This window comes from Myxococcaceae bacterium JPH2, assembly GCA_016458225.1.
Classification (GTDB): domain Bacteria; phylum Myxococcota; class Myxococcia; order Myxococcales; family Myxococcaceae; genus Citreicoccus.
This window is the reverse complement of sequence record JAEMGR010000001.1, coordinates 630,811-649,315: the sequence shown is the minus strand read 5'-3', so window position 1 is coordinate 649,315 and position 18,505 is coordinate 630,811. Positions and strand designations below refer to the sequence as shown.

The 18,505-nt window shown below is 69.7% G+C and carries 18 protein-coding genes; 3 read left to right on the top strand and 15 right to left on the bottom strand.

Annotation, left to right across the window (positions count from 1 at the left end; translation table 11 throughout):
- Positions 1–28: 28 nt before the first annotated feature.
- The 8 genes from JGU66_02750 to JGU66_02715 form a co-directional block, all read right to left on the bottom strand.
- Entirely contained in the window at positions 29–499 is a 471-nt protein-coding gene (locus JGU66_02750; protein MBJ6759666.1) for a hypothetical protein, read from the bottom strand.
- Positions 496–1,719 carry a hypothetical protein gene (locus tag JGU66_02745; protein ID MBJ6759665.1) on the bottom strand — a complete coding sequence of 408 codons (1,224 nt, stop codon included), beginning with the start codon at positions 1,717–1,719 and terminating at the stop codon, positions 496–498. The genes JGU66_02750 and JGU66_02745 overlap by 4 nt, the downstream gene beginning before the upstream one ends.
- Positions 1,716–2,276, bottom strand: coding sequence for a cytochrome c (locus JGU66_02740; protein MBJ6759664.1), 561 nt, complete (start codon positions 2,274–2,276; stop codon positions 1,716–1,718). The genes JGU66_02745 and JGU66_02740 overlap by 4 nt, the downstream gene beginning before the upstream one ends.
- Positions 2,273–2,818 carry a DUF3341 domain-containing protein gene (locus JGU66_02735; protein ID MBJ6759663.1) on the bottom strand — a complete coding sequence of 182 codons (546 nt, stop codon included), beginning with the start codon at positions 2,816–2,818 and terminating at the stop codon, positions 2,273–2,275. Before JGU66_02735 ends, JGU66_02740 begins: the two co-directional genes overlap by 4 nt.
- Positions 2,819–2,822: 4 nt before the next feature.
- The gene (gene nrfD / locus JGU66_02730; GenBank protein MBJ6759662.1) at positions 2,823–4,229 is read right to left on the bottom strand and encodes a polysulfide reductase NrfD; all 1,407 of its coding nucleotides are present in this window, start codon (positions 4,227–4,229) and stop codon (positions 2,823–2,825) included.
- A gap of 5 nt (positions 4,230–4,234) precedes the next feature.
- Positions 4,235–7,468: a TAT-variant-translocated molybdopterin oxidoreductase gene (locus tag JGU66_02725; GenBank protein ID MBJ6759661.1), complete on the bottom strand. Its 3,234-nt coding sequence runs from the start codon at positions 7,466–7,468 to the stop codon at positions 4,235–4,237.
- Positions 7,465–8,127, bottom strand: coding sequence for a cytochrome c3 family protein (locus JGU66_02720; protein ID MBJ6759660.1), 663 nt, complete (start codon positions 8,125–8,127; stop codon positions 7,465–7,467). Before JGU66_02720 ends, JGU66_02725 begins: the two co-directional genes overlap by 4 nt.
- Positions 8,128–8,598: 471 nt before the next feature.
- Entirely contained in the window at positions 8,599–8,991 is a 393-nt protein-coding gene (locus JGU66_02715) for an HNH endonuclease (GenBank protein ID MBJ6759659.1), read from the bottom strand.
- A 150-nt stretch (positions 8,992–9,141) separates the two neighbouring features.
- Between JGU66_02715 and JGU66_02710 the strand changes: the two genes are divergently transcribed.
- From JGU66_02710 to JGU66_02700, 3 genes are all read left to right on the top strand, one after another.
- Positions 9,142–10,065, top strand: coding sequence for an SH3 domain-containing protein (locus JGU66_02710; GenBank protein ID MBJ6759658.1), 924 nt, complete (start codon positions 9,142–9,144; stop codon positions 10,063–10,065).
- A 61-nt stretch (positions 10,066–10,126) separates the two neighbouring features.
- Positions 10,127–11,620, top strand: coding sequence for an anthranilate synthase component I family protein (locus JGU66_02705; GenBank protein ID MBJ6759657.1), 1,494 nt, complete (start codon positions 10,127–10,129; stop codon positions 11,618–11,620).
- Complete coding sequence (locus tag JGU66_02700; protein MBJ6759656.1) at positions 11,617–12,180, top strand: aminodeoxychorismate/anthranilate synthase component II; 564 nt, start codon at positions 11,617–11,619, stop codon at positions 12,178–12,180. Before JGU66_02705 ends, JGU66_02700 begins: the two co-directional genes overlap by 4 nt.
- Positions 12,181–12,286: 106 nt before the next feature.
- On the opposite strand, the gene JGU66_02695 is transcribed toward JGU66_02700, so the two are convergent.
- The 7 genes from JGU66_02695 to aroF all read right to left on the bottom strand — a co-directional run bounded on the left by JGU66_02695 (position 12,287) and on the right by aroF (position 18,457).
- Positions 12,287–12,886 carry a histidine phosphatase family protein gene (locus JGU66_02695; GenBank protein MBJ6759655.1) on the bottom strand — a complete coding sequence of 200 codons (600 nt, stop codon included), beginning with the start codon at positions 12,884–12,886 and terminating at the stop codon, positions 12,287–12,289.
- Between the two features lie 82 nt (positions 12,887–12,968).
- On the bottom strand, positions 12,969–13,760 hold the full coding sequence (locus tag JGU66_02690) for a tryptophan synthase subunit alpha (protein MBJ6759654.1): 792 nt from the start codon (positions 13,758–13,760) through the stop codon (positions 12,969–12,971).
- The gene (gene trpB / locus JGU66_02685) at positions 13,757–14,962 is read right to left on the bottom strand and encodes a tryptophan synthase subunit beta (GenBank protein MBJ6759653.1); all 1,206 of its coding nucleotides are present in this window, start codon (positions 14,960–14,962) and stop codon (positions 13,757–13,759) included. The genes JGU66_02690 and trpB overlap by 4 nt, the downstream gene beginning before the upstream one ends.
- A complete protein-coding gene (locus tag JGU66_02680; protein MBJ6759652.1) occupies positions 14,959–15,606 on the bottom strand; it encodes a phosphoribosylanthranilate isomerase in 648 nt (215 codons plus the stop codon). The genes trpB and JGU66_02680 overlap by 4 nt, the downstream gene beginning before the upstream one ends.
- Complete coding sequence (locus JGU66_02675) at positions 15,603–16,364, bottom strand: indole-3-glycerol-phosphate synthase (protein ID MBJ6759651.1); 762 nt, start codon at positions 16,362–16,364, stop codon at positions 15,603–15,605. Before JGU66_02675 ends, JGU66_02680 begins: the two co-directional genes overlap by 4 nt.
- Before the next feature lie 47 nt (positions 16,365–16,411).
- On the bottom strand, positions 16,412–17,428 hold the full coding sequence (trpD, locus tag JGU66_02670; protein ID MBJ6759650.1) for an anthranilate phosphoribosyltransferase: 1,017 nt from the start codon (positions 17,426–17,428) through the stop codon (positions 16,412–16,414).
- A gap of 3 nt (positions 17,429–17,431) precedes the next feature.
- Complete coding sequence (aroF, locus tag JGU66_02665; protein MBJ6759649.1) at positions 17,432–18,457, bottom strand: 3-deoxy-7-phosphoheptulonate synthase; 1,026 nt, start codon at positions 18,455–18,457, stop codon at positions 17,432–17,434.
- Positions 18,458–18,505: the final 48 nt, after the last annotated feature.

Below are 18,505 nucleotides of genomic sequence, written 5' to 3'. Positions count from 1 at the left end.
GACGGCTCGGGTGAGAGGGGGAAGGGGACTACTTCTTGGGGGCCGGGGCCGGCGCCGGGGGCGTCTGCGCGCCCGGAGCGGGAGTAGGGGTGGGCGCGGGCTCGGGGGCGCGCTTCTGGTCCGCGATGACGCGGTCGTACACCTGCTCGATGCCCGGGTGGACCGCCACGCCCGGCTGGTCACCCCAGCCGTTGCGCAGCGCCTGGTGCTGGCCGCTCAGCTTGTCCGTCGCGTGCCAGTCCTGGTCGAACAGGCGCTGGTTGACGATGCCCACCTCGTACTGGCCCACCGCCGCGGGACGCGGGGGAGGACCGTCGGGCTGCGCCTCGTTCATGGTGGCGACCTGGATGCGCCAGGCCCACACGCCGCCCATGATGAAGATGACGATGGCGCCCACGCCGATGCCGACAACCTTCGGCATGTCGATGTGGTCTTCCTCAGCCGCCACGCCATGCGCGCCCACGATGATGCGCGACTCCTCCTTGACTGGCTTGCTCATGGCTGCACGTACCTCATCGACTCGGTGATGTAGGGGTCCTTCACCGGGAGCGTGAACTTGTTGCGGGCCAGCATCAGCGCGAAGCCCACCGCGATTCCGCCCACGCCCACGAACGCGACCGGCAGCGTCCAGTGGAACGACGGACCCGCCTTGCCCGTCATGGACGGCCACACGAGCCAGTACAGGTCCAGCCAGTGCATCAGCAGCAGGTAGACGGCGACGACCATCAGCTTGCGCGGCTGCAGCTTCAGGTTGCGCGACAGCAGGGTGAAGAAGGGCAGCACGAAGTGCAGGAGCACCAGCGCGATGGACAGCGGGCGCCACGCACCGAAGATGCGGATGCCGTACCAGGGCGCCTCTTCCGGCAGGTTGGCGATCCAGACCAGCAGGAACTGGGAGAACCCGATGTAGGCCCAGAACGCCGTGAAGGCGAACATCAGCTTGCCCAGGTTGTGGTAGTGCGCCGGGGTCACCACGCTGCCGTACAGGTCCTTGCCCTGCGCCAGGACGGTGACCACCGTCAGCAGGCAGAAGGCCGCGAGAAAGCTGCCCGCGAAGTAATAGGCGCCGTAGATGGTCGACTGCCAGAGCGGCGTGAGGCTCATCAGCCAGTCGAAAGCAGCAAACGTAATGGTGAGGGCAAGGAAGGGCAGCGCGCCCGGAGCGAACTTGCGCTGCTTGACGGTGAGCTCCAGCTCGCCCGTCTCATCCTGCTTCATGCTCCACGAGCGCAGCCGCCAGGACACCAGCGTCCACACCGCGAAGTAGATGGCCTGGCGGACCCAGAAGAAGGTCGGGAACAGGTACCCGTGCTGCTTGTGGCCCAGGTGGACCTTCTCGATGCCCTCGATGTGGGCGGCCAGCGGGGACTCCGGCCACCACGAGTAGAGCTGCTTGAGGCCCAGCGCCACGCCCACGAAGAGGACGATGAACACGGGCACCGTGGCGCCCATGGTCTCCATGGTGCGGCGCAGCACGATGGGCCACTTGGCCTTCGCGGTGTGGAAGATGGCCAGCATGATGGTGCTGGCCACGCTGATGCCCACCCAGTAGGCGAAGGCGATGAGGTAGCTGTGCGCGGCGGCGCTCGCGTCACCGACGAAGAAGCCCGCCAGCGCGGCGATGAGGCACACGGCCCCCACGCCAAAGGCCAGGCCCATCTTGGAACTGCCGGCGAACCGCCCCATGGGCTCAGTGGCAGTGGAAGTCGCGGAACTCATCGGTTCTCCTGAGGGACGGGCTGCTGGCCCTGGGGGCTGCGGGCGGCCTGGAGCGCTCGCACGTAGGCGACCACGGCCCAGCGCTCCCGCGTGTCCAGCTCGCCCGAGAAGGACGGCATCACGCCGTAGCCCTCGTTGATGGCGGTGTAGAAGTGGCCCGCGGGCTTGTTCGCCAGCTCCAGCAGGGACGGAGGCAGGCGCATGCCCATGTTCTCCGCGACGATGCTGTTGCCGTCGCCGAGCACGCCGTGGCACTGCGCGCAGACGATGTTGTACTTCTTCTGACCCAGGGCGATGAGCGGCTTGTCCACCGACATGGGGATGGTCGCCACCGGCTGGCCATTGGCGCGGCCGGTGCTGATGCCGGGGTTGCCCACCGGGCGCTCACGCGGGATGGAACCCGCGGGAGGCACGCGCATGGAGCGGCCGTCCGGCCAGAACTCGGACGCCTCGTAGTTCTCGTACTTCGCCTGGACCTCCATGCGCTGGAGGAACTCGGAGCTGACCTCGCAGCCCGTGAGCGCGGCGAGTCCCGCGGCGGGGATGAGCCACCTCATTCCTTCTCTCCCGTGACGATGGTCACCTGGGTGGCGCCCAGGGCCTTGAGCTGGTTCATGGTCTCGGCGCTGTCCGTCCCGGCCGCGAACGGCACGCCCAGCCAGTAGCCGTGGGTGGAGGCGGTGCGGAACGCCTCCGACTCGAAGGCCACGTGGTAGGGCTGCGGCAGGCGGCTGAGGCCGAGCAGACCGAAGAAGATGCCGAACGCGGCGAAGAGCACGCTCAGCTCGAACGTGATGGGAATCCACGCCGGAAGGCTGAGCAGCGGACGACCGCCGATGTTGAGCGGATAGTCGATGGTGTTCATCCACGTCTGCATGGCCAGGGCGGTGCACATGCCCGTGAGACCACCGCCCAACGCGATGAAGGGGACGCGCGACGGGGGCAGACCCAGCGCCTCCGAGCCGCCATGGAGCGGGTACGGAGAGTAGGTATCCATGCCCTGGTAGCCCTTCTCGCGCATCTGGTTGGTGGCATCCACCAGGATGTCTGGCGTGGCGAACTCGGCCAGCACCCAGGAATCGAGGACCTTGGCTTCCATGACGCTAGTGGGCTCCGTGGGAGTGGGCGTTGTGCTCGGCGTGCTTCAGCTCCAGCTGCAGCTCCTTCACTTCGCTCACCGCGACGGCGGGGACGAACTTGAGGAACAGCAGGAACAGGGTGCCGAACAGGCCCAGCGTGCCGATGTAGATGCTCCAGTCCACCCAGGTGGGCTTGTAGATGTCCCACGAGGAGGGCAGGAAGTCCTGGCTGAGCGATGTCACGATGATGATGAAGCGCTCACACCACATGCCGATGTTCACCAGGATGGAGGCCACCCACATGATGGGGATGCTGGTGCGGCACTTCTTGAACCAGAAGATGTTCGGCGTGACGACGTTGCACGTGATCATCAGCCAGTACACGCCGGCGTAGGGGCCCGTGGCGCGGTTCACGTAGAACGTCCAGAACTCGTACTCGTTCTGGGAGTACCAGGCGACGAAGTGCTCCATCATGTACCCGTAGGACACGAGCAGGCCGGTCGCGAGGATGACCTTGTTCATGTTCTCCAGGTGGCGGTCCGTGATGACGTCCCGCAGACCCAGGTACTTGCGCGCCGGGACGATGAGCGTGATGACCATCGCGAAGCCGCTGAACACGGCGCCAGCCACGAAGTAGGGCGGGAAGATGGTCGCGTGCCAGCCCGGAATCTGGGACGTGGCGAAGTCGAAGGAAACGATGGTGTGCACGGACACCACGAGCGGCGTGGAGAGGCCCGCGAGCAGCAGGTACGCCGTCTTGTAGTTGTGCCAGTGCCGGCCGGAGCCGCGCCACCCGAGGCTGAACGCGCCGTAGATGATGCGCTGCAGCTTGCCCTTGGACGAGTCACGCAGGGCGGCCAGGTCCGGGATGAGGCCCACGTACCAGAACAGCGCGGACACCGTGAGGTACGTGGAGATGGCGAACACGTCCCACACGAGCGGCGAGCGGAACTGCGGCCACGCGCCCAGGGTGCTGGGGTACGGGAACAGCCAGAAGGCGAACCAGGGACGGCCCGTGTGCAAGAGCGGGAACAGACCCGCGCACATGACCGCGAAGAGCGTCATCGCCTCGGCGAAGCGGTTGATGCTCGTGCGCCACTTCTGCTGGAAGAGCAGGAGGATGGCGGAGATGAGCGTTCCGGCGTGGCCGATACCGACCCACCAGACGAAGTTGATGATGTCGAACGCCCAGCCCACCGGCTGGTTGTTGCCCCACACGCCAATGCCGCGCGCCAGGGTGTAGGTGACGCCCAGGACGAGCAGTCCCAGGGCGGCGGAGGTCATGCCGAAGAGCATGAACCAGCCCTTGCCGGGCTTGCGCCAGACATGGTCCAGCAGCGTCTCATTCAGCGACTTGTCGTCGTGGTGCGGTGCGACGAGGCGCCGGGGCTCGAGGGGATCGAGCGCGGCGGCGTGAGCAGTCTCGGCCATGGCGGTCAGTGGCCTCCTTCGGGCGCCTGGGAGTGCTCAGTGGCGACCGCGAGAGCGGGGTTGGGGTTACGCACGCGGATGAGGTGCGAGGTACGGGGGCGGGTGCCCAGTTCGTGGAGCAGCGCGTAGGCGCGCGGATCCTCGGTCAGCTGGGTGACTCGCTGCGACTTGTCGTTGAGGGAGCCGAAGACGATGGCCTGCGTGGGGCAGGTCTGCTGGCAAGCCGTCTGCAGTTCCTTCTCCTGGATGAGGCGCTTCTCGACGCGCGCCGTGATGCGGGCCCGCTCGATGCGCTGCACGCAGTACGTGCACTTCTCCATGACGCCGCGGTTGCGCACCGTGACATCCGGGTTCATCAGCATCTTCTCGGTCGGCGCCTTGCCCTGCGTGTAGTGCAGGTAGTTGAAGCGGCGGACCTTGTAGGGGCAGTTGTTGGAGCAGTACCGCGTGCCGACGCAGCGGTTGTACACCATGTCGTTCAGGCCCTCGTCCGAGTGCGTGGTGGCGTTCACCGGGCACACGTACTCGCAGGGGGCCTTCTCGCAGTGCACGCACGCGACCGGCTGCATGACCATGGCCGGGTCGTTCTCGCTGCCCTGGAAGTACCGGTCGATTCGCAGCCAGTGCATCTCGCGGCCGCGGCCCACCTGGTCCTTGCCGACCACGGGGATGTTGTTCTCGGCCTGGCAGGCGATGACGCACGCGTTGCACCCCGTGCAGCGCGACAGGTCAATGGCCATGCCCCACTTGTAGCCGCCCGAGTAGTCGAAGTCCTTGCCGGGCAGGATGTTCTGCAGCTCGGGCTCGATGGGGCCCTTGACGCGCTCGAGGATGTGCTCCGTCTCCTCCGAGGGGTGCGTGAGCTGCGACACCGGCATGTCCAGCGCCAGCGGGCGGCCTTCCATGCGCCAGTGGTACTGGGTGCGCGCGAACGTGTAGCTGCCGCGCGTCTTGGTGAGCTGGGCGCCGCCGTCGAACCACGGGGCCTTCACCGAGCGCAGCGCGTTGGCGTTGAACCCGATGCCCTTGGCCACGACCTCGTGCAGGCCGTTGCGGCCATAGCCGAGCGCCACGACGATGGTGTCGTCCGCGTTGCCGGGGAGGATGGTCACCGGGACGGTCAGCTTGCGGCCCTGGTACGAGAGCTCCGCCATGTCGCCGGACTCGAAGCCCAGCCGATTCGCGGTGGCGGGGCTCAGGATGGCGGCGTTGTCCCAGACAATCTTGGTGATGGGGTCCGGCAGCTCCTGGAGCCACGCGTTGTTGCCGAAGCGGCCGTCGAAGACCTTGTAGTCCGCGACGAAGTTCAGCTCCAGGTCGCCCTTGCCCGACGCGGGGGGCGTGTACGCCGCGATGAGCGCGTGGGCCGCGTCCAGGTTGGCGGTGGCGGAGACCTTGTTGGCCGCCGTGCCCGCGACGACACCCTCGGACACCCACGTCTCCCAGCGCGACTCGAAGTCGCTCTGGAAGGTGGCCGCGGCAGCGGTCAGGCCGCTCTGGCCCGCCCAGAAGTCGCGCAGCATCTGGTACGCGGGGCGGTAGGGCTCATCCAGGAAGAGGGCGAAGAACTCCGCCTCCGGCACGCCGTTGAAGAGCGGCTGGATGAGCGGCTGCGCGATGGCCACCGTGCCGTCCAGCGCGCGGCCGTCGCTCCAGGTCTCCAGCTGGTGCGCCAGCGGGATGAACCAGTCCTTGGCGCCGCGCACGTGGTCGGACGTCTCGTCCTCGTAGTGCGCGGCGTAGAGCACGCCGAGCTTCTCGCGGTTCGGGTTGGTGGCGGGGTTGAGCACCTCGGCCAGGCCCGAGTCGGAGGGCAGCGTGTACAGCGGGTTGGAGGCGGTGACGACCAGCGTGTCCACGCGGCCGGCCTTGATGTCCTCCACCAGGGCGTTGATCTCGCCGAAGCCGGAGGCCTCGGGCGTGGTGGCCTGGGTGTAGTGGACCGTGGCGTCCGTGTTGCGCAGGGCCACGTTGATGGCGTGGGCCAGGGCGTGCACGGCGGCCGGCTGACGCTCGCCGGCAATCACCAGCGACTTGCCCGGCTTGGACTTGAGGTCCGCGGCGACGGCCTCCACCCAGTGGGCGAGGTCCGCGTTCAGCTCACCGGCCTTGGTGGCAGCGGCGGCGGCCAGCCCGGAGACCTGACCGCCAATGGCCTGGGCCACGGCGGCGGCGACACCGAGGATGTCCCGCGACTTCACGCGCACGCGGTGGTCCGCCATGCCGCCCGTGATGGAGAAGCGGGGCTCGGCCACGTACAGGCGGTTGAGCTCGCCGTTCTTCGGGTCGCGGCGGTCCGCGAACTGGCGGGCCATGGCGAGGTTGGTGGGGCGGCTCTCCAGGAAGTCCGCGTCCAGGGCGAGGATGACGTCCGCGCCGCTCAGGTCGTAGCGCGTGGCCACGGCCTGGCCGAACAGCGCGCGGGTGGCCTCGTTGTTGGCGTCCTGGGAGATGGGCGCGAAGCTGTGGAAGCGCGCGTTGGGCAGCTTCTTGAGGATGCGCGTGCGCACATCCGCGAGCAGCGGCGAGTTGATGGGCTCGGTGAGGAAGCGCACGCGGGCGCCGCCATCCGTGGCCTTGCTGGCCAGCGAGGCCAGTTCCTCGGCCAGCACGCGCAGGGCGCGGGGGGCCTTGCCCTGGCGCAGCACGCGGGCGCGCTGCGGGTCATACAGGGAGAGCAGGAAGGCCTGCTCGAACGTGCCGGCGGCGCCCTGGTTGATGGGGTGCTGGGGGTTGCCCTCGACCTTGATGGGGCGACCCTCGCGGGCGGTGATGAGCAGGCCGGAGGTGTGGCCCGCGAACGTCATGCCGGACGCGTAGTGGAGCGCGTTGCCCGGGACGACCTCGGGCGGCGTCTTGGTGTACGGCACCAGGCGCTCGTCAGAGGGGCGGGTGCTGCACGCGCTCGCGCCGGCCAGGGCCAGCGACGCGCCGAGCAGCTGCATGAACTCGCGGCGCACGAAGCCGGTGGGGGGAAGGTCCGCGCCCACGGGGAACTCCGGGCGGGTCTCCTCCAGGAACTCCGGCGTGGCCAGCTTCTCCTCGAGGCCGAGCCAGTACGTCTTGCCGTAGGCTCCCTCGGCGGGGACGCTGCGCTTCGCGGCGTGCTCGAGCACCTGCTCCACGGCATCGCCGTGGGTGTGGGCGGAGGGGGAAGCGCCCGTGCGGTCCGAGACGACCGGGAGCGCGAACGTCGAGGGGGTGTCCTGCGAAGGAGCACCGTCGGGCTTGGTGTTCATCGGTGGCATGTGGAGCAGCTCGTGCGCGAGTGAACGTCGTACTCTTCCGCCAGCTTGTTGCCGAGCTCAGCGGCCTCGGCCTTATCCGCCGGAGGGGTCCAGGTCATGCTGGTGATGAACTCCGCGGGCCGGAGGTTCGGCTTCGGGTCGCGGTGGCAATCCAGGCACCAGCTCATCGTCAACGGCGCGAACTGCTGGACGGCGGCCATCTGATCGATGCGGCCGTGGCAGGTGGCGCAACCCACGCCCTTGTTCACGTGGATGGAGTGGTTGAAGTAGACGAAGTCCGGCAGGTTGTGGACGCGGACCCAGGGAATGGCCGAGTCGGTGAAGAACGCCTTGCGGACCTCGGTGAGGTACGGGCTCTTGTTCCACACCTGCGCGTGACACGACATGCACACGGTGGTGGAGGGGATACCCGCGGACGGGGCCTTCTCCACCGTCCAGTGGCAGTACCGGCAGTCAATCTGCTCGTCGCCGGCATGGTGCCGGTGATCGAACTCGATGGGCTGTTCCACCGGATGCTGCTGGAAGGTGACGGCCGGTGAGCGCACGTAAGCCATGAGACCGCCAATGGCGATGGCGGGCACGGCGAGGAGCGTCGCAGCCGACAGGCGCGACACCGTATTCGTCCAGCGTGGGAAGAGAGGGCCGCTCATACCAGGACCAGGGGCAAGAGGACTTCAGGGAGTGACATGACAGCGGAGGAGGAAGCGTGAAGGCCGCCTGATGCGGAGAGCAGAGCGGCGATCCCGGCCCGGGTGGGGCGGGCGGGCGGCGGCTCCTGGCACTCGGAAGGCAAGGCAGTCACGTCCAACGAAACCTCTAGGTGAGCCGCGGGCGGGCCACTCCTCCACCTCCCCACCCAACGCGGCGCGGGACCATCAACCATCGATACGACAGTGTCAACCAATTCTGCAGTTGCGGACGGGGGATACCACTTCCTGACGCATGGACCGAATGTCGCGACACGCGCGCGATGAATCCGGCTTCTGGCGAGCGGAAGGGGCATTTGCAGTGAGGCGGGCTCCGAGACGGATCAACTCGACGGAACTCCATCCCCACGGGACGGGCCTCTCGTCGGAACGCGCACGTCTCACGCGATGTCTTGCTACAGGCCCGTACAGGAATCACGGCGTCTCCTCCTCGTCGGGTGCGGGTTCGTCGTCCTCCGCATCCGGGCCGCGCCACCGTTCCTGGCGGCGCGCCAGCAACCGCTCCACCAGTTCGCGCGCCCGCGCGTCGCGGGGGTAGTGGCGGTCATGGCGCACGCCCTTGCCCTGGTTGCAGCGCGCGCACGCCAGCGCCAGGTTCTCCGGCGCGTTCGTGCCGCCCGCGGTGCGCGGGATGATGTGTTCGAGGGTGGCGCGGCTGATGGGCTCGCCATCCAGCCCCACCACGAGGTGCGCGTTGCAGTGGAGGCACTTGCCCTGCCAGACCTCCAGGCCGCGGTGCGGGACGCGCTCGAACGTGGTGTCGGTGGCGATGACGTCGAGGATGCGGCGGCGGCGCAGCCGGCTCACGGACGCCCCCAGCCATAGCGAGGGATGTGGGCGTGCCCACCAGGGCCCGCCCTGCCTGTTCGCCGCGCGTCGGACGCGCCGGGCCCCCCCTTGGATGGCGTAGGGGGACGGGGGATAAACAGGATTCCCTTCACCTCGCTCATCCTGACCATGCTCACCCTCCTGCTGTCCTTGGCCCTGGGCCAGGCGCACCCGTCGCTCGAGTACTCCGCCCCGGTCGAGCCCTCGGAGCGCACCCTGGAAGCGTATGCATTCACCCGCTTCGCGCCGTCCGAGCAGCCTCTCTATGTGGGCGTGGACGAGGCCAACCTCCGGCGCGAGCCGACCCCGGACGCCGCGGCGGTGACCACGTTGACGCTGGGCTCCTCGGTCCGGGTGCTGAAGGCCCAGGAGGGGCAGGTGAAGGTCGGCGACTATGTCAACACCTGGTACCAGGTGGAAGTCGTGTCCCCCCAGGCTGGGGCGGACGGCGCGCGACAGACGGGGTGGCTCTTCGGGAACACGCTGACGCCCTATCGGTTCGAGGCGGACCTGGACGGCGATGGGGAGAAGGAAGTGGCCACGGTGGTGATGAGCAATGAGTTCAAGATGCGCGTGCGCATCTTGGAGCCGGGCTTGAAGCCTCCGCGCCGTGTCACCAACGTGGACATGGACGTCCCCTCCACGGGGGAGGTGGCCTCGGTGGGCGGGCCGGTGGTCGCGCGGCTCGTCCCGGGCAAGAAGGCGGGCGTGGAGCTGCTCCAGCTGGATTCCCATCCGGACAGCTGCGGCGCGTACCTCACCAACTACGTGAGCTACGTGGTGCCGGGGCGCAAGAAGGGCGTCCTGGGCAAGGGGCAGGTGGCCCTGTCGCTGGTGGGCATCGACGATGCGCCCGAGCACTCCAACTACAAGGCGACCTTCCAGCCCGCGACGCGGCGGGTGCTCGTGGACTGGGTGCGGAGCGAGGACTCGGAGGACGGCAAGTCGGTGAAGGAGTTGGAGAAGAATCGCGACGTGTATCAGTACGGCGAAGGGGTCTACTCGCTGGTGCGGCCCGGCGCGGACGGGGCCGTTTCCCAAGACAAGCCTTAGCGCCCGCGGTGACGGGCACCCGGTACCCCTCCGGGTCGAGCGAGGGGTTCGAGCGATCATCATGGATGCACAGGAGCGAAGGGCGGCATATCGCCGGCGCGCGGAGAAGGGCGAGGCGGTCCCGGTGTCGGTGGACCTGCCTGCGGACCTCGACACGCCGCTGTCGGCGTACCTGAAGCTGGGCGGAGGCTCGCGCGGCTTCATCCTCGAGTCGTGCCACGGCGGCGAGCGCTTCGGGCGCTACAGCCACGTGGGCGTCAACCCGGTGGGCCGCGTGCGGCTCGACCGCGACGGCGCGACGTTGTGGCGAGGCGCGCACGAGGAGCGGCGCGAGGGCAAGCCCCTGGAGATCCTGCGCAGTGTGTGGCGCGAGCTGGCCGTGACGCCCCTGCCGGGCGAGGCGCCCTTCCTGGGCGGGCTCGTGGGCTACATGGGCTACAACACCATCTCGTGGTTGGAGCCGAGCGTGCCGGACAGGCACGCGCCGGACATCGGCTTTCCCGACGCGGAATGGCTGGTGTGCGAGGACTTCGTCACCCACGACACGCGCACGCAGCGCCTGCGGGCCACGGCCATTGCCCGTCCCGCGCTCCACGCCAGCGTGGCGCAGGCGCTCCAAGACGCGGAGGCTCGCGCGCAGGCCATGGCGGATGCGCTGCGCAAGCCGCTGCCTCCCGAGGCCTACGCTCCCGCGCCGCCGCTGTCCGGGGGGGCACCTCCCGAGGTGACGTGGGATCGCGCGGGCTACGAGGAGGCGGTGCGCCGCGCGCAGGAGTACATCCTGGCGGGCGACTGCTTCCAGGTGGTGCTGGCGCGCCGCTTCGAGGCACGCGGGCACATGCCGCCGCTGGCGCTCTACCGGGCGCTGCGGCGGGTCAATCCCTCTCCGTATCTCTTCCTGGTGGATCTGGGCGAGGCGCGCGCGTTGGTGGGCGCGTCTCCGGAGCTGCTCGTGCAGGTGCGCGATGGGGACGTGGTGGTGCGCCCCATCGCTGGCACGCGCCGACGTGGCGCGAGCGAGGCCGAGGATCAGGCGCTGGAGAAGGAGCTGCTCGCGGACGAGAAGGAGCGGGCCGAGCACATCATGCTCGTGGACCTGGGCCGCAACGACGTGGGCCGCGTGGCCGCGCCGGGCTCCGTGCGGCTCGAGGACCTGATGGTCATCGAGCGCTACAGCCACGTCATGCACATCGTCTCGCAGGTGCGCGGGCGGTTGGATCCGAAGTACGACGCGCTCGACGCGCTGGCCAGCACGTTCCCCGCGGGCACGGTGTCCGGCGCGCCGAAGATTCGCGCCATGCAGATCATCGACGCGCTGGAGCCCCTGCGTCGCGGGCCCTACTCGGGCGCGGTGGGCTACCTGTCCTTCTGCGGGACGCTGGACGTGGCCATCGCGCTGCGGACCTTCTTCCTGGATGGGGACCGCACGATGTGGACCGCGGGTGCCGGCGTGGTGGCGGACTCGGTGCCTTCCAAGGAGTCGGACGAGACGGAGGCCAAGGCGGGCGCCATGGCCGCGGCCTTGCGGCTGGCGCGCGCGGGAGGCACCCCGTGATTCTCGTCATCGACAACTACGACTCGTTCACCTTCAACCTCGTGCAGCTGCTCTTCACGTTGGGCGCCGAGGTGAAGGTGGTGCGCAACGATGACCTGGATGTGGCGGGCGTCGCGGCGACGGGCGCCTCGCACCTGGTCATCTCTCCCGGGCCGTGCACGCCGCACGAGGCGGGCGTCAGCGTGGCGGCCATCACCCACGCGCGCATCCCGGTGCTGGGTGTGTGTCTGGGGCACCAGTCCATCGGCGCGGCCTTCGGTGGGCGGGTGGTGCGCGCGCCGGTGCCCGTGCACGGCAAGGCGGCGCACATCCAACATGGCGGCACGGGGGTGTTCTCCGGAATGAGTCCTGGCTTCCAGGCCGCGCGCTACCACTCGCTCATCGTCGAGAAGGAGTCGCTGCCCGCGGAGCTGGAGGCCACGGCGTGGAGCCAGGACGGACTCATCATGGCGCTGCGGCATCGCGCGCGGCCCATGGTGGGCCTGCAATTCCATCCCGAGAGCGTGCTCACGCCCGAGGGGCCTCGGCTGGTGCGCAACTTCCTGGAGGGGACGCTCTAAGCCAGACGTCACGATGCCTGGGTGATGGATCCGCGGCCGAGTCTTGGGCCGCGGATTCCACCTGCCACTCGAGCTACGTGAGCGATCGCTGGGGCGGCGCCCGTGCTCACTCGCGCAGGTGCGTGGTGTCGTTCCAACAGGCCAGCGCGGGCTGGGTTCCTTCCCCGTCCGCGCTGAGTGAGCTGATGGAGCCGGTGCTCAGCAGGAACAGGCGCCCCGCGTCGGGCGGGAGCGCCAGCCACCGGGCGGCGAGCACGCGCAGGAAGTGGCCGTGGGAAAAAATGAGGACGTTGTCGTCGAGGGCCTGCGCATCGGCGATGACGTGATCCGCTCGCTCTCCCACGCGCTGCGCGTTCTCTCCGTTGGGCGCGCCATCCAGCCAGAGCGTCCAGCCAGGGCGCTCGGCGCGGATCTCCGCGCCCTTGCGGCCTTCGTAGGCCCCGTAGTCCCACTCCAGCAAGTCTTCGCGCGCGCGGGCGACGTCACCGTAGCCCGCGCGTGCGCACGTCTCCGCGGCGCGGCTGAGTGGACTGGTCCACACGGCGGCGAAGCGCCAGCGGTGGAGCGGGGCGCCGAGCAACTCGCCCATCTTCCGCCCCTCGTCCAAGAGCGGCATGTCCGTGCGGCCCGTGTGCTGTCCGCTGCGACTCCATGCCGTCTCGCCGTGCCGCACGAGCACGACGACGGGGGGGGATGTCCTGGCCATGGCGGCGGATTGTGCCAGGAGCGCCCCCTCCGCGTGCGCCCTGTCGCGTGCTCCGCTCTGCGCTGGACAGATAGGGGCGCGCTTAGCGCTTCAGTCCACGTTTGATGTCCGCGCACAGCCGCTTCGCTGCCGCGGGGCCATCCGCGTGGGCCGCGCGCACCAACGCGCTGCCCACCACGACGCCATCCGCGTGCGAGGCCAGCGTCCGGGCCTGCTCCTCATTGGAGATGCCGAAGCCCGCCACCACGGGGACCGGAGACACTCGCCGCACCAGCTCCAGGCGGTCCGAGAGGTCCGGCGGCAGCTCCGCTCGCATGCCGGTCACGCCTGCCACGGACACGCAGTACACGAAGCCGCGTGCATCTCGCGCGATGGACTGCGCGCGCGTGGCGGAGGTCGTCGGCGCGCAGAGCGGGATGAGGTCCAGTCCCTCGGCGTCGAAGGTCGCCCGCAGGGACTCGCTCTCCTCGGGCGGCAGGTCCGGGAGGATGGTGCCTGCCACGCCGCGCTCACGCGCCAGCTTCGCGTAGCGCGCCTCGCCCATCGCCAGCACCACGTTGACGTACGTCATGATGACGAGCGGCGTTTCCGGGTACCGCTGGCGCAGCGGGGGCACCACCTCGTCGAGCACGCGGCGCAGCGTGGCGCCGGCGCGCAGGGCTCGCTCCGAGGCGGCCTGGATGATGGGGCCGTCCGCGATGGGATCGCTGAACGCCACGCCCACTTCCACGATGTCCGCGCCGCCCTCTATCAGCGCGGCGAACACCTCCACCGAGCGCTCGAGGTTCGGGTCGCCCGCCATGGCGTACCCCACGAGCACGCCCTCTCCTCGGGACTTCGCCCGAGCGAATGCCTTCGCGATTTCCCCGCTCACGCCTTCACCCCCACCGCCGCAGGCACGCCGCGCGCCGAGATGGTCGCCACGTCCTTGTCGCCGCGTCCCGAGCAGTTGATGACCAGGTGCTTGCCGCGACCCATGTCTCGCGCGAGCGCTCGCGCCGCCGCGAACGCGTGCGACGTCTCCAGCGCGGGCAGGATGCCCTCGGTGCGCGCGACCTCGTAGAAGGCCGCGAGCGCCTCGTCATCCGTGGCGGTGCGCACCTCCATGCGCCCGGTGGTGGCCAGATGCGCCAGCTCCGGCCCCACGCCCGGATAGTCCAGACCGGCGGAGATGCTGTGCGCCTCTTGAATCTGGCCGTTCTCGTCCTGCAGCACGAGCGAGCGCGAGCCGTGCAGCACGCCCTCGGTGCCGAGGGTGAGCGACGCACCGTGCTGGCCGGACTGGAGGCCATGGCCCGCCGCCTCCACGCCCACCAGTCGCACGCTCGCGTCCTCGATGAACGGGTGCAGCGCGCCGATGGCGTTCGAGCCGCCGCCCACGCACGCGATGATGGCGTCGGGCAGGCGACCGATGGCCGCCTGCGTCTGCGCGCGAATCTCCCGTCCGATGATGGATTGGAAGTCGCGCACGATGGTGGGGTAGGGGTGCGGACCCGCCGCGCTGCCGATGACGTAGTAGGTGTCACGCACCTGCGACACCCAGACGCGCATGGCCTCGTTCATCGCGTCCTTCAAGGTGCGCGAGCCCGACTCGACGGGCCGCACCACGGCGCCGAGCGCGCGCATGCGGAAGACGTTGAGCGCCTGGCGCTCCACGTCCAGCGCGCCCATGAACACCTCGCAGCTCAGGCCGAACAGTGCGCACGCGGTGGCCGTGGCCACGCCGTGCTGGCCCGCGCCCGTCTCCGCGATGACGCGCTTCTTGCCCATGCGGCGCGCCAGCAGCACCTGGCCCACGGTGTTGTTGATCTTGTGCGCGCCCGTGTGCGCGAGGTCCTCGCGCTTGAGCCACACGGTGGCGCCGCCCCACGACTCCGTGAGCCGGTGCGCGGGGGTGAGCACGGTGGGCCGTCCCACGAACTCGCGCAGCACGCGCGCCACTTCTTCGCCGAACGCCGGGTCCGCGCGCGCGGCCGCGTAGGCCTCCTCCAGCTCCAGGAGCGCGGGCACCAACGTCTCCGGGACATAGCGTCCGCCGTAACGCCCGAAGCGTCCGGCGACAGTCTCCGACTTCATGGAATGGCTCCAAACAGATTGAGGGACTTGGCGGTCCGCACGAAGGCGCGCACCGCGTCCAGATCCTTGATGCCAGGGGCGGACTCCACGCCGCTGGCCACGTCCACGCCGTAAGGCCGCGTGGCCCGCACGGCCTCGGCCACGTTGGAGGGCTTCAGTCCGCCCGCGACCAGCACCGGCAGCCCTTCGCCCGTGAGTCGCGCCACCAGCGACCAGTCGAAGGTGACGCCACCGCCGCCATAGCCCGGTGCGGCGCCGTCCAGCAGTAGACCGGCCACCTCGCCCGCGCCCACGTACGTGCGCGCCCGAGCCACGTCGTCGGGACCGCGCACCTGGAGCGCCTTGATGACAGGCACGCCGAAGCCACCGCAGGCCTCGGGTGGCTCGTCGCCGTGGAGCTGCACCGCCGTGAGGCCGCACTCGCGCACGCGCAGGCGGATGTCCTCCGGAGAGGCATTCACGAACACGCCCACCACCGCGCCGAGCGGAGGGCGCGTGGCCGCGAGCGCCGCGGCCGTGGCCACGTCCACGCAGCGCGGTGAGCGAGGATAGAAGTTGAGCCCCAGTGCGTCCGCGCCCGCGGCCCACGTCGCGCGCGCGTCCTCGAGCCGGGTGACACCACAGACCTTCACCTTCACGCTCACGCCGAGCCACCTTCCAGGCCGAGCAGACGGCGCAGCGCGCGACCCGGATCCACATCGCGAAGCAGGGACTCGCCCACGAGCACCGCGTCGGCGCCCGCGTCGCGTGCGGCGCGCAGGTCCGTTACCGAGCGCAGACCGCTCTCGGCCACCAGCGCTCCGGCTCGGGCTCGCAGCCCGGGCATGACTCGAAGCGCCGTGCCCGTGTCTGTTTTGAGCGTGGCGAGGTTGCGGTTGTTGATGCCGACCAGCACCGCGCCCGCGGCGAGCGCCCGCTCCGCATGTTCCGCGGTGTGGGCTTCCACCAGCGCGGCCACGCGCACCTCGCGCGCCGTAGTCAGCATCTCTCGAAGCTCCGTGTCGGAGAGCGCATCCGCGATGAGCAACACCGCATCCGCGCCCCAGAGCGCGCTCTCTTCCACTTCGCGCGCGGCCACCAGGAAGTCCTTGCGGAGCACGGGCAGCGCCACGGCCGCCCGCACCGCCACGAGGTCTTCCAGGCTGCCGCCGAAGTCTGGCCCGTCGGTCAGCACGCTGATGGCGCTGGCTCCCGCGGCCTCGTAGGCACGCGCGACCGCCACCACGTCGGGGTGCGGGAACGCACCGCCCGAAGGACTCTTGCGCTTCACCTCCGCGATGACGCTCACCGGGTGCTCGGGTGCGCGCCGTTTCCGGAGTGCCTCGGCGAAGTCGCGCGAAGGAAGCCGCGGGCGCGGAGCCAAGGGCGCACGCTGGGCCAGCTCACGACGCTTGCGCGCCATGATCAGCTCCAACGTGCCCTCGGCGGAACTGCCAGTCAGAGGCGCGCTCACCGCACACCGCCCTGGACGAGCGCCGCGAGCTTGCGCGCGGCAGCGCCCGAGTCGATGGCGTGTTCGGCCTTGCGCACGCCCTCGGTGAGGTCGTTCGCGTGGCCCACCACCACGAGCGCGCCGGCGGCGTTGAGGAGCACCGCCGTTCGCAGCCCGTTGCGCTCGCCGGCGAGCAGCGCCTTCAGCCGATGCGCGTTCTCTTCCGCGTCGCCGCCCGCGATGGCCTCGCGGGGCACCGTGTCCAGGCCCGCGTCCGTGGGAGACACGGTGAAGATGCGCACGGTGCCGTCCTCGCGCAGCTCCGCGACCTCGGTGGGGCCGCAGGGGCTGATTTCATCCAGGCCGTCGTGGCCGTGCACCACCCACGCACGACGGCTGCCCAGCCGCCCCAGCACGCGCGCGGTCTGCTCCACGCGCTTGCCGTCGAACGTGCCGAGCAACTGGTACCGCGCGCCCGCCGGGTTCGTCAGGGGCCCCAGCAGATTGAAGACGCTGTGGAACCCCAGGTCCCTCCGCGCCTGCGCCACGTGCCGGAGGGCACTGTGATGCGAGGGCGCGAAGAGGAAGCCCACGCCGTGCTCGTCGATGTCCCGCGCCACGTGCGCGTGCGGACGCTCCATGGACACGCCGAGCGCGGCCAGCACGTCCGCGCTTCCGCAGCGGCTGGAGACCGCTCGATTGCCGTGCTTCGCCACGGTGACGCCCGCCCCGGCGGCCACGAAGGCCACCGCGGTGGAGATGTTGAAGGTGTGCGCCCCATCACCCCCGGTACCGCAGGTGTCGAGCACCACCTCCGCCGTCGGCGAGATGCGCGCCGCGCAGGCCCGCATGGCCTCCGCCGCGCCGAGGATTTCGTCCTCGGTCTCGCCCTTCATGCGCAGCGCGGCCGCGAGCGCGCCCACTTGGGCAGGCGACGCCTCTCCCGCGAGCATCTGGCCCATGACAGAGGCCATCTCCTCGCGAGTCAGGTCGCGCCGGCTCACCACCTTGCCCAGCGCTTCTTTGAGGGTCATGGCCTATCCCAGTCGTACCAGCTCGCGTCCCATCGCTTGCGCGATGGCCCGCACCTCGCCCATGGACTTCTCGAACTCGTTGAAGTCCAGCGACTGGAAGCCATCCGACTTCGCGCGCGGCGGATCCGGATGCACCTCGACGATGATGCCGTCGGCCCCCACCGCGATCGCCGCCCGCATCATCGCCGGCACCGCCTTGCGCACGCCGATGCCGTGCGAGGGGTCCACGAAGACCGGCAGGTGCGAGAGCGCCTTCAGCATGGGCACCGCGTTCAGGTCGAGCGTGTTGCGCGTCATCGTCTCGAACGTGCGGATGCCGCGCTCGCAGAGGATGACCTGGGTGTTGCCTCGGGCGACGATGTACTCGGCCGCCATCAGCAACTCCTTGATGGTGGCGCTGATGCCTCGCTTGAGCAGCACGGGCTTGCGCGTCTCGCCCACGGCCTCCAGCAGGCTGAAGTTCTGCATGTTGCGCGCGCCCACCTGGAGGATGTCGGTGTGCTCGGCCACCGCGTCCAGCGTGGCGGTGTCCTTCACCTCGGTGGTGACGAGCAGGCCCGTCTCCTTGCGCGCCTCGGCCAGCAGCTGGAGTCCGTCGCCCTTGAGGCCCTGGAACTCATAAGGGCTCGTGCGGGGCTTGAACGCGCCGCCGCGCAGCATGGTGGCGCCGGCCTTCTTCACCGCATGCGCGGTGGAGAGGATCTGCTCGCGCGACTCGACGGAACACGGGCCGGCGATGACGTGGATGGCCGCGCCACCGATGGTGAGGTTGCCCACCTTCACGTGGCTGTCGTCCGGCTTCACCTCACGGCTGACGAGCTTGAACGGCTGCGAGATGGAGACCGCGTCCGCGACTCCTGGCAGCACTCGGAAAGGCTCGGGCTCCACCGCGCCGGGGTTGCCCGTGATGCCAATGGCCGTGCGGCTGCCTCCGGGGATCGCGTGCGGTTGCCAACCGCGACGGCGGATTTCATCGTTCACACGCTCGATGTCCTGGGCCGTCGCGTCGGGTCGCATCACGATCAACATGGGAGTACCTGTTCTCTCTCTCCGGATTGGCGTGCCGGTCGAAGGACC